This is a genomic window from Streptomyces sp. SBT349 (assembly GCF_001083795.1).
In the GTDB taxonomy this organism is placed as follows: Bacteria; Actinomycetota; Actinomycetes; order Streptomycetales; family Streptomycetaceae; genus Streptomyces.
On record NZ_LAVK01000283.1, the window covers coordinates 1 to 10,269 of the forward strand.

9 protein-coding genes are annotated in these 10,269 nt (G+C 72.0%); 5 read left to right on the forward strand and 4 right to left on the reverse strand.

The window, feature by feature from the left end:
- On the reverse strand, positions 1-891 hold an 891-nt coding region (locus ADY01_RS27015; protein WP_199826317.1), incomplete at its 3' end, for a hypothetical protein.
- Positions 888-2,720: an MBL fold metallo-hydrolase gene (locus ADY01_RS27020; protein ID WP_049578741.1), complete on the reverse strand. Its 1,833-nt coding sequence runs from the start codon at positions 2,718-2,720 to the stop codon at positions 888-890. The genes ADY01_RS27015 and ADY01_RS27020, both read right to left, overlap by 4 nt.
- A gap of 287 nt (positions 2,721-3,007) precedes the next feature.
- Between ADY01_RS27020 and ADY01_RS27025 the strand changes: the two genes are divergently transcribed.
- The 5 genes from ADY01_RS27025 (at position 3,008) to ADY01_RS27045 (ending at position 8,996) form a co-directional block, all read left to right on the forward strand.
- Positions 3,008-4,939, forward strand: a complete 1,932-nt coding sequence (locus tag ADY01_RS27025; protein ID WP_049578751.1) for a glycosyl hydrolase family 28-related protein — start codon at positions 3,008-3,010, stop codon at positions 4,937-4,939.
- 295 nt (positions 4,940-5,234) lie between these two features.
- Positions 5,235-7,454 (forward strand): NADP-dependent isocitrate dehydrogenase, encoded by a 2,220-nt coding sequence (locus ADY01_RS27030; RefSeq protein ID WP_049578742.1) that lies wholly within the window; start codon positions 5,235-5,237, stop codon positions 7,452-7,454.
- A gap of 151 nt (positions 7,455-7,605) precedes the next feature.
- Positions 7,606-8,109 (forward strand): tetratricopeptide repeat protein, encoded by a 504-nt coding sequence (locus ADY01_RS27035; protein ID WP_049578744.1) that lies wholly within the window; start codon positions 7,606-7,608, stop codon positions 8,107-8,109.
- A complete protein-coding gene (locus tag ADY01_RS27040; RefSeq protein WP_049578745.1) occupies positions 8,110-8,499 on the forward strand; it encodes a metalloregulator ArsR/SmtB family transcription factor in 390 nt (129 codons plus the stop codon).
- On the forward strand, positions 8,496-8,996 hold the full coding sequence (locus ADY01_RS27045; RefSeq protein ID WP_049578747.1) for an SRPBCC family protein: 501 nt from the start codon (positions 8,496-8,498) through the stop codon (positions 8,994-8,996). Before ADY01_RS27040 ends, ADY01_RS27045 begins: the two co-directional genes overlap by 4 nt.
- Positions 8,997-9,030: 34 nt before the next feature.
- Here the strand turns inward: ADY01_RS27045 and ADY01_RS27050 are convergent, their stop codons facing one another.
- Positions 9,031-9,897, reverse strand: coding sequence for a sterol desaturase family protein (locus ADY01_RS27050; protein ID WP_049578749.1), 867 nt, complete (start codon positions 9,895-9,897; stop codon positions 9,031-9,033).
- Positions 9,898-10,037: 140 nt separating this feature from the next.
- Positions 10,038-10,169, reverse strand: coding sequence for a hypothetical protein (locus ADY01_RS41380; RefSeq protein WP_267888482.1), 132 nt, complete (start codon positions 10,167-10,169; stop codon positions 10,038-10,040).
- Positions 10,170-10,269 lie beyond the last annotated feature (100 nt).

The window sequence follows — 10,269 nt, forward strand, 5'->3', positions numbered from 1 at the left end:
GTCGGGCGCGGCGGGGGCCCAGGAGTGGTCGGCGAGCCAGGCCCGGTGGGCGCGCAGCCCGGCGTACGGGTCGCGGTGGCCCGGCGAGAGCAGCAGCGTCGGGGTGCGGAAGGTGCCGGAGACCCGGGTGTGGCCCTCGTAGGCGAGCCGCAGGTGCCAGCCCTGGTCGGAGGGCACGTACTCGCAGGCGGTGAAGGTCAGTTCGCGGACGGGGGCGCCGAGGCCCGCGGTCAGCCAGGGCAGCGTGCCGGGGGTGTCGGGCGGGGCGTCCTCGGACAGCGGCGTGGCGGTGAGGGCGAGGCAGAGCGGCGCCGGGGTGAAGAACCAGTGCCCGCGCCCCGGCCGCGCGTCCCCGCAGGCGCCGATGGTGGCGCTCTCCCCGGCGCCGCGCAACAGGCGGCGCGGGGGGCCGGGGTTGGGGGTGAACAGGGTGGACCAGGCGTGGCCGCTGGGCCTCAGGCCGCCGCCGCGCCCGCCGAGCGCGGCGCGGGTGGCGAGCAGCGCGGCCTCGTCGAGCCGTCCTTCTCCCCTGACCTCCCAGGTGAACTCGGGCCCTTCGGGGGTGCAGACGACGCGGGTGGCGCCGGCCTCCCACGCGGTGCTGCGGCGGGTGACGGTGACCACGGGGTGCGGCCCACCGGTGTCGAGTGCGGGCGGCGCGGCGGACAGCGTCTCGTCCCGGGCGCCGACCCGGTCGAGCGCGCCGGCCAGGTGCAGTTCCAGGGTGTGGCCGTCGGCCTCCAGGGCGGCGGTGAGGCCGTCGGCGGCGACGGTGAGCCGGTAGCCGGGGGCGGCGACACGGACACCGCCATCGGCGGCGCGCGTCGCCTCGCTCACCGCGCGCCGGCCGCTCGTGGCGCGTTCACCGCTCCTCGCACGTTCGCCGCTCATCGCACGTTCACCAGGGCCTCCGCCTGCTGGCCGAAGCGCAGCCGCCCCACGGTCAGGTCGGCGGCCACGCGCAGGCGCTCGGCGGGCGGCGTTCCGGCGGGGACGCGCAGGACGAATTCCACGACCGCCTCGCCGTGCGGGGCGAGGTCCACGCGGGCGAGGGGCGGGTCGGCGTGCCAGCCCTCGGGCAGGGCCATGCGGACCTCGGCGCGCTCCCGGCGGGCGAACGGGTTGCGCACCTCGACCTCGAACCGTGCCTTGCCGCCGGGCGCCACCGCCGAGCGGTACGGGGCGATGCGTGCTCCGAAGCCCTCGGCACCGAAGTCGACGTCGGCGGGCAGGAGTTCGCGGTGGAGGCGGGCCAGCTGTTCGCCCTTGGCCAGCAGCATGTCGAGGTAGGCGTCGGTGACGGCCAGCGGCGCCCAGTGGCCGCTGATCATCAACTCCGGCCGCAGGCGGCGGTAGAGCTCGGCGCTGCGGGTGAAGTCGTCGACCCGGAAGCGGTTGCGGTACTGGTAGTTGAGCACCTCGGGGGCGAGTCCCTCCTCCCACTCGGTGGTCTGCTGATCGCCGGTGGCGATGACGCGGCGGCCATCGGCGGTGAAGGAGTAGGCGGCGGCGTAGAGGGTGTGGCCCGGCAGGTCGTGCACGCCGATCTCGTACTCGCGCCACCGCACCGGCGCGTCGAGGGGCAGTGCGCGGTCGACGGGTATCGGGTCGTACCAGAGGCACGGCAGGTCCCAGCGCTCGGGCAGGGTGAGGACGGGCGTGATGTGGGCGGGCGCCCAGACCTCGGTGGAGTGCACCTCGCGCAGCAGGTTGAACCCGGCGACATGGTCGTCGTGGTAGTGCGTGGGCAGGGCGACCTCGACGCGGTCGATGCCGTGGTCGCGGCGCAGCGCCGCGATCGAGGCCAGCAGCGGGCGGCGGGAGGCGCGGTCCTGGCCGCCCGGCAGCCCGGTGGTCAGGTCGTACCCGAAGTCGAGGAGCAGCGCGGTGCCGTGGTCGGAGAGCAGCGCGTAGGAGTTGGCCATGCTGGTGGTGTTGCGCAGGAGGTGCGGGGTGACCTCGGCCCAGGGGTGGGTGAGCATGCGCTCGGGGTCCCAGGGGGTGCGGCGGTTCATGTCCAGCAGCTCCTGGAGGCGGGAGCGGAGCCGGGCCACGGCGGCGGGCGGGTCGGTGACGGGCTCGCCGTGGGAGGGGAGCAGCAGGTCGGGGCGGTGGTCGAGCAGTTGCATGCAGGACAGGACGGTCGCGGCCACCCCCTCCTTGCCCTGGTTCTCGTGGAAGCCGGTGTAGGCCCACTGGGTGGCGGCGAGCGACCAGACGCGGCCCTCGCCGTGGATCAGGTCGCCGACGAACGCCAGGCGACGGCCGCCGACCTCCACCAGGTAGCCGACGGATCCGGGGGTGTGGCCGGGCAGGGGGAGGGTGTACACCTCGGCGTGCCCGTAGGTCGCGGTGCGGTACTCGGCGGCGGTGCCGGTGACGGGCACCTGCCGGAGCAGGGAGAAGCGGTCCTGGCGGACGTCGTAGTCGTTGTCCAGGGAGCGGGTCCGCCAGTGCTCGTCCACCCCGGCTATCAGGTCGCGCTCGACGGGCGGGACCCAGACGCGGATCCCGGCGGCGCGGGCGCGGGCGAGGCCCTGGACCTGGTCGCGGTGGTGGTGGGTGACGAGGACGTCGGTGACCTCGTCCACGCCGTAGTCGGCGAGCCGGTCGAGCACGGCGCCGTCGCCGAAGTCGACCAGGATGGCCTGCCGTCCGCTCACCAGTACATAGACGTTGCAGGTGTCGCGGAACAGGAAGACGTCGGGGGCGACGCGCACGGAAGGCCCTCCCTTGGCACTCCGGGATCGGTCACCACTGTGGGATCGATCCCAGATGGGAACGATGTCATCTGCCTTCCGCGCCCGTCAACACGCCCCCACACGCCCCCGTTGAGCCCCGGAGGTGGCGCACGGGACGGCGAAGGCCGCGCCCAGCCCTCGCAGTAATCAGCTTTTTGCGTTATCCAGCAAGAATCTTGCGCACGCTCATGGACTTCCTGCGCATCCGCCCCCTAGCCTCGGAGCACCGCACCTCGCCCACCCCCACAAGGCAAGGACGAACGTCTGTGGAAGAACCGCCCGGACGCCGCCTGCTCGCACGCGGCACATCCGCTGCCCTCTCCCTGCTGCTCACCGCGGCCGGGACAGCCGCGGCGCTGGAGCCCGGCGGGGCCGCCCCCGCCCAGGAACGGGCGGCGTCCGCCGTCTCCCCGTCCGCCGTCTCCCCGTCCGCCGTCTCCCCGTCCGCCGTCTCCCCGTTCGACGTCTCCCCGTTCGACGTCGAAGGACGCGGCGCCGACGTGCCCTTCGTCGAGCACGAGGCGGAGGACGCCGCCACCAACGGCTCGCCCATCGGCCCCGACCGCGTCTACGGCACGCTGCCGTCCGAGGCGTCGGGCCGCAGGGCCGTGACCCTCGACGCCGTCGGCGAGTACGTGGAGTTCACGCTCACCGAGCCCGCCAACGCCATGACGTTCCGCTACTCGATCCCGGACAGCGCCGCGGGCACCGGGCGCGACGCCTCGATGGACCTGCTGGTCGACGGCTCGGTCCACCAGAGCGTGGAGGTGACCTCGAAGTACGGCTGGTACTACGGGGGTTACCCGTTCAACAACAACCCGGGCGACACCAATCCCCACCACTTCTACGACGAGACCCGCACCCTGTTCGGTGAGACGCTGGCGGCCGGGACCACGGTCGGGCTCCGGGTGTCCTCGACGGCGGACTCCCCCACGTTCACGATCGATCTCGCGGACTTCGAGCTGGTGGCGGCGCCGGTCGCCAGGCCGGAGGGCGCCATCGACGTGGTGGCCGACTTCGGCGCCGACCCCACCGGCGCCGGGAACTCCACCGCCGCCATCCAGGCCGCGGTGGACGCGGGCCGGGCCCAGGGCAGGGAGGTGTACCTCCCCGAGGGCACGTTCAATGTCACGGAGCACATCGTCGTGGACCAGGTGACGCTGCGCGGCGCCGGCCCCTGGTACAGCGTGCTGACCGGCCGCGACCCGGTGGACCGCGCCAAGGCCGTCGGCGTCTACGGCAAGTGGGCCGCGGACGGCGGCAGCAGGAATGTGACCCTGCGCGACTTCGCGATCATCGGGGACATCCGCGAGCGGGTGGACGAACACCAGGTCAACGCCATCGGCGGCGCCATGTCGGACTCCGTGATCGACAACATCTGGATGCAGCACACCAAGTGCGGCGCCTGGATGGACGGCCCCATGGACAACCTGACCATCCGCGACAGCCGGATCCTCGACCAGACGGCCGACGGCGTGAACTTCCACATCGGGGTCACCGACTCGACCGTCACCAACACCTTCGTCCGCAACACCGGGGACGACGCGCTGGCCATGTGGGCGGAGCGGGTGCCCAACGTCGGCAACTCGTTCACGTTCAACACCGTGGTGCTGCCGATCCTGGCCAACAACATCGTGACCTACGGCGGCCGGGACATCACCATCGCGGACAACGTCGTCTCCGACACGGTGACCAACGGCGGCGGCCTGCACGTGGCCAACCGTTACCCCGGTGTCGACTCCGGCCAGGGCACCGCCGTCTCCGGCACCATCGACGTGACCCGCAACACCCTGATCCGGGCGGGGAACAACGACTTCAACTGGCAGTTCGGCGTCGGGGCCATCTGGTTCAGCGGCCTCAACGAGCCGATCGACGGCGCCACCGTCCAGGTCACCGACAGCGAGGTGCTGGACAGCTCCTACGCCGCCATCCATGTGATCGAGGGCGCCGTCAACGGCCTGCGGTTCGAGGACATCCGCATCGAGGGCGCCGGCACCTACGCCCTCCAGATCCAGGCACCGGGCACCGCCTCGTTCGAGAACGTCGTCGCCAGTGGCATCGCGCAGGACAACCCGATCCACAACTGCGTCGGCGACGGCTTCCGGATCACCCAGGGCACGGGCAACTCCGGCTGGTACACCGACCAGCCCGCCTGCACCGGCCTGTGGCCCGATCCCCAGTGGCCCGGCGGCGGCTGACCCCGCCGCGCACGGTCACGACCCTCACCAGGACCCCATCGGGGCCGCGGCGTCCTTCCCCACGCCCCCGCGGTCCCGCCCGGCGGGGAGCACCCGGGGTGCCGGCGGGTCCGCGGCAGCGGGCCCGGCCGGTCCCGCCGGACGGCGACCTGCGGGCCACCCGGCCCGCGGGTCGCACCCCGGTCCGCCCCCGGCGGCGCCACGGGGAGGAGCGGTGTCGAACGCGCCCCGGTCACGAGATATCTTGATGTCGAGCAATGTTGCAGACGTGGAGAGACGTGGAGCGGAGCACGCGGTGACTGATTCGACCATCATCTACACCCATACCGACGAGGCCCCGGCCCTGGCGACCTATTCGTTCCTGCCTGTGATCCAGGCGTACGCATCGACGGCCGGGGTCCGGGTGGAGAGCCGTGACATCTCCTTGTCCGGGCGGATCATCGCCGGCTTCCCCGAGCACCTCACGGAGGAGCAGCGCGTCCCCGACGCGCTCGCGGAGCTGGGCCGGCTGGCCCAGACCCCCGGGGCCAACATCATCAAGCTGCCGAACATCTCCGCCTCGACCCCGCAGCTCAAGGCCGCGATCGCCGAGCTGAGGGAGCAGGGGTACGCCCTCCCCGAGTACCCGGACGACCCGAAGACCGACGAGGACCGCGACATCCGCGCCCGTTACGACCGGGTCAAGGGCAGCGCGGTCAACCCGGTGCTGCGCGAGGGCAACTCCGACCGCCGCGCACCCGCCTCGGTGAAGAACTACGCCAAGGCCCACCCGCACCGGATGGGCGCCTGGAGCGCCGATTCGAAGACCAACGTGGCGCACATGGAGGGCGACGACTTCCGCTCCACGGAGAAGTCCGCGGTCATCGCCGAGGCGGGCTCGCTCCGCATCGAGCTGGCCGGGGACGACGGCTCCACCACCGTGCTGCGCGAGTCCGTGCCGGTGCTGGCGGGCGAGGTCGTGGACGGCTCCGTCATGCGGGTCGCCGCGCTGCGCGAGTTCCTGGCGGCGCAGGTCGCGCGGGCCAAGAGCGAGGGCGTGCTGTTCTCCGTGCACCTCAAGGCCACCATGATGAAGGTGTCCGACCCGATCATCTTCGGTCACGCGGTGCGCGCGTTCTTCCCGAGGACGTTCGCCGAGCACGGCGCCACGCTCGCCGCCGCGGGACTCAGCCCGAACGACGGGCTCGGCGGCATCCTCAAGGGCCTGGAGTCGCTGCCCGAGGGCGCCGAGATCGCGGCGTCCTTCGAGGCCGAGCTCGCCGCGGGCCCCGACCTGGCGATGGTCGACTCCGACCGCGGCATCACCAACCTCCACGTGCCGTCCGACGTCATCGTGGACGCCTCGATGCCCGCCATGATCCGCACCTCCGGTCACATGTGGGACACGAACGGTCAGGAAGCCGACACCCTCGCGGTCATTCCCGACAGCAGCTATGCCGGGATCTACCAGGTCGTGCTCGACGACTGCCGTGCGAACGGCGCGTTCGACCCGGCGACGATGGGCTCGGTGCCCAACGTCGGCCTGATGGCGCAGAAGGCGGAGGAGTACGGCAGCCACGACAAGACCTTCGAGATCCCCGCGACCGGCACCGTTCGCGTCGTGGACACCGAGGGCACCGTGGTGCTGGAGCACGCGGTCAGCGCCGGCGACGTGTGGCGCATGTGCCAGACCAAGGACATCCCGGTCCGCGACTGGGTCAAGCTCGCCGTCAACCGCGCCCGCGCGACCGGCGACCCGGCCGTGTTCTGGCTGGACGAGACCCGCGCGCACGACGCCCGCCTCATCGAGAAGGTCAGGGCCTGCCTGCCCGAGCACGACACCGAGGGCCTGACGATCGAGATCATGGCGCCGGTCGACGCGATCGCGTTCTCCCTGGAGCGCATCCGCCGCGGGGAGAACACGATCTCCGTGACCGGCAACGTGCTGCGCGACTACCTGACCGACCTCTTCCCCATCCTGGAGCTGGGCACCAGCGCCAAGATGCTGTCGGTCGTGCCGCTGATCAACGGCGGCGGGCTGTTCGAGACCGGCGCGGGCGGCTCCGCGCCCAAGCACGTGCAGCAGCTCGTCAAGGAGAACTACCTGCGCTGGGACAGCCTCGGTGAGTTCCTGGCACTGGCGGTCAGTTTCGAGCACCTGGCGCAGACCACGGACAACGCCCGCGCCCAGATCCTCGCCGACACCCTCGACCGGGCGACCGCCGCGTTCCTCAACGAGGACAAGTCCCCCAGCCGCCGCCTGGGCGGCCTGGACAACCGTGGCAGCCACTTCTACCTCGCCCTCTACTGGGCGCGGGAGCTGGCCGGGCAGAAGGAGGACCCGGAGCTGGCCGAGGCGTTCGAGGCACTGGCCAGGACGCTGGGCGAGCAGGAGCGGACGATCGTCGACGAGCTGATCGCGGTCCAGGGCTCCCCGGCGGACATCGGCGGCTACTACCGGCCCGATCCCGCCAGGACGACGGCCGTGATGCGTCCCTCGGCCACGTTCAACGAGGCCATCGCCAGTCTGGCCTGACCCACCGGCCCTGCCGCGCCCCGGCCTCGCCCCACCTCGCCCCGGCCCTCACCGGCCGGGGCGTGTGGGTGGCTGGGGTTGCGGCTTCCACGCCAGGCGTGGAAGCCGCCCCACCCCAGCCACCCACAGCCGCACCGTTAGGGTCGGCCCCATGAACAGGGAGAACGGCAGGGACGAACGGCTGGCGCGAGCCGTCCGGTTGCGGGAGCGCGGCGCGAACGAGGAGGCCCGCGCGCACCTGCTCGCCCTGGCCGCCGAGGTACCGCAGGACCCGGAGGTGGCCTACCAGACGGCCTGGGTGCACGACCGGCTGGGCCTGGAGGCCGAGGCCGTCCCCTTCTACGAACGCGCCCTCGCGGCCCCCGGCCTCTCGGACGAGGACCGGCTCGGCGCCCTGCTCGGCCTCGGCAGCACCTACCGCACGCTGGGGCGCCACGCCGAAGCGGTGGCGACCCTGCGCTCCGGCGCGGCCGAGTTCCCCGGGGACGGCGCGCTGCGGACGTTCCTCGCGATGGCCCTGTACAACACCGGCGAGCACCACGAGGCGATGCGGCTCCTGCTCACCCTCCTCGCCGACACCAGCACGGACCCGGAGATCCGTTCCTACCGCGAGGCCATCGAGATGTACGCCCGGGACCTGGACGCCACGAGCTGAATGCGTAACCCCAACGACGAACTGAGCCTGGTGGCCGGTGCCATAGCCGACCCCGTGCGGCGGGAGATCCTGGTCATGCTGCGCCACGCCCGGCTCACGGCGGGCGAGATCGCGGGCCGGTTCAGCATCAGCAGGCCGGCGGTCAGCCGCCATCTGCGGGTGCTGCGCGAGTGCGGCCTCGTCCGCGACGAGGCCGTCGGACGGCAGCGGCTCTACGCCCTCGACCCGTCCGGGATCAGCCATCTCACGGCCTGGCTCGCCCAGTTCGACCGTTCGACCGGCTGGGCCCAGCGGCTCGACGCCCTGGAGACCGAGATCCACCGCACCCGCAGGGACCGGAAGCGGCTTCCGGCGGAGCGCGCGGAAGACCACGAGAGGGACAGCGCATGACCGACTCCCCGCAGCCCACCGGCCGTCTCGTCCCCACCGACCGGGGCTACGACCTGATCCTCACCCGCACCTACCGCGCCGCGATCGACGACGTCTGGGCCAGCGTGACGGAACCCGAGCGCACCGCCCGCTGGTTCGGCGCGTGGCGCGGCGACGCGGGTCCCGGAAAGGCGATCGAGGTGCGGATGGCGTTCGAGGAGGGCGCGCCCCGGATGGAGGTGACGGTCGACGCGTGTGAGCCGCCCCGCCGCCTGGCCGTCTCGATGGACGATCCCTCCGGAGCGTGGCCCATGGAGCTGCTGCTCACGGAGAACGGGGACGGCACGGTCGAACTGCGGCTCGTCCACCACCGCCCCGACGCCGAGGGACTCGGCTCCATCGGCCCGGGCTGGGAGTACTACCTGGACATGCTCACCGCGTCCCGGGAGAGCACGCCCCCGCCGGCCTTCGACGCCTACTACCCGGCCCAGAAGGGGTACTTCGAGGCGCTGGCCTGAGGGACCTTTCGCGGAGTCGAGCAGGCGGGGGCCTTCACGCGGCGGGCTCCGGGGCCGCGGGGCCGGTGCTGGAGCCGGGCTGCCAGCCGGGACCACGGAACACCCGCCCGGCGCGCTCGCGCCAACTGGTCGCGGCGCGGACATCGCGGGCGATGGCGGCGTACTCGTGCGTGGCGACACGCAGCGGGTTGTAGGTGGTGATGTTCTTGGTGAGGCCGTAGACGGGCTTCTCGGTCTCACCGGCCCAGGAGCCGAACGCCCGGTCCCAGATGATCAGGATGCCGCCGAAGTTCCGGTCCAGGTAGCCGCCTTGGGAAGCGTGGTGCACGCGGTGGTGCGAGGGCGTGTTGAGGAGGTACTCGACAGGGCGGGGCAGCTTGTCGATGCGCTCGGTGTGGATCCAGAACTGGTACACGAGGTTGGCCGAGTAGCAGAAGGCGACGGCGGCCGGGTGCACCCCGAGCACGATCATGGGCAGGTAGAACGGCCAGGACGTCAGGCTGGTCCAGGGCTGGCGCAGCGCGGTGGTGAGATTGAACTTGCGGCTGCTGTGGTGGACCACGTGGCAGGCCCACAGGATGCGGATGACGTGGTGACCACGGTGCTGCCAGTAGTAGAAGAAGTCCTGCGCCAGCAGCATCAACGGGATCGTCCACCACTGGACGGGGACCCGGAGCGGGGTGAGCTCATAGATCGCGGTGTATATCGCGACGACCAGGATTTTCCACAGGAAGTCGAAGACGAGACTGCCCATGCCCATGCTGAGACTGGTGGCGGCGTCCTTGGCCTCGTACCCGGCCTTGTCCTCGTCCGGGTGGATCCGGTAGCTGACCATCTCCACGACGGTGAGCAGCACGAACGCGGGTATGGACCACAGGGCGACATCAGGCAGGTTCGGCATGCGACGACCGTAGAGGCGGCGCCGAGGTCCGGCTAGACGTTGTTACCGACAAGTAAGCGGGGCGGGACGTCGGCAGGCTTTGGCACCTCCCGACAAGAGACGGCGACGTCCGATCACGGCTACGGCCGCGTCGCGGGCGGTCATCGTGACGCCCACCCGCGCGGGCGGGGGCCGATGCGACGGGCCCCCCACAGCACGGTGAAGCGGTTCATCGTGAACATCTCCCCGGAGGCGAACTCCAGTCGCTTGCGGCCGGCGCCCAGCGCCGTCATGTCGCGAACGGTGAACACCTGGCCCCCGATCATCAGTTGGTCACGGCTTTGACGCTAAGGGCCGTTGCGGGATGGTGACCCGGGGTGGCTGGGTGGGTGG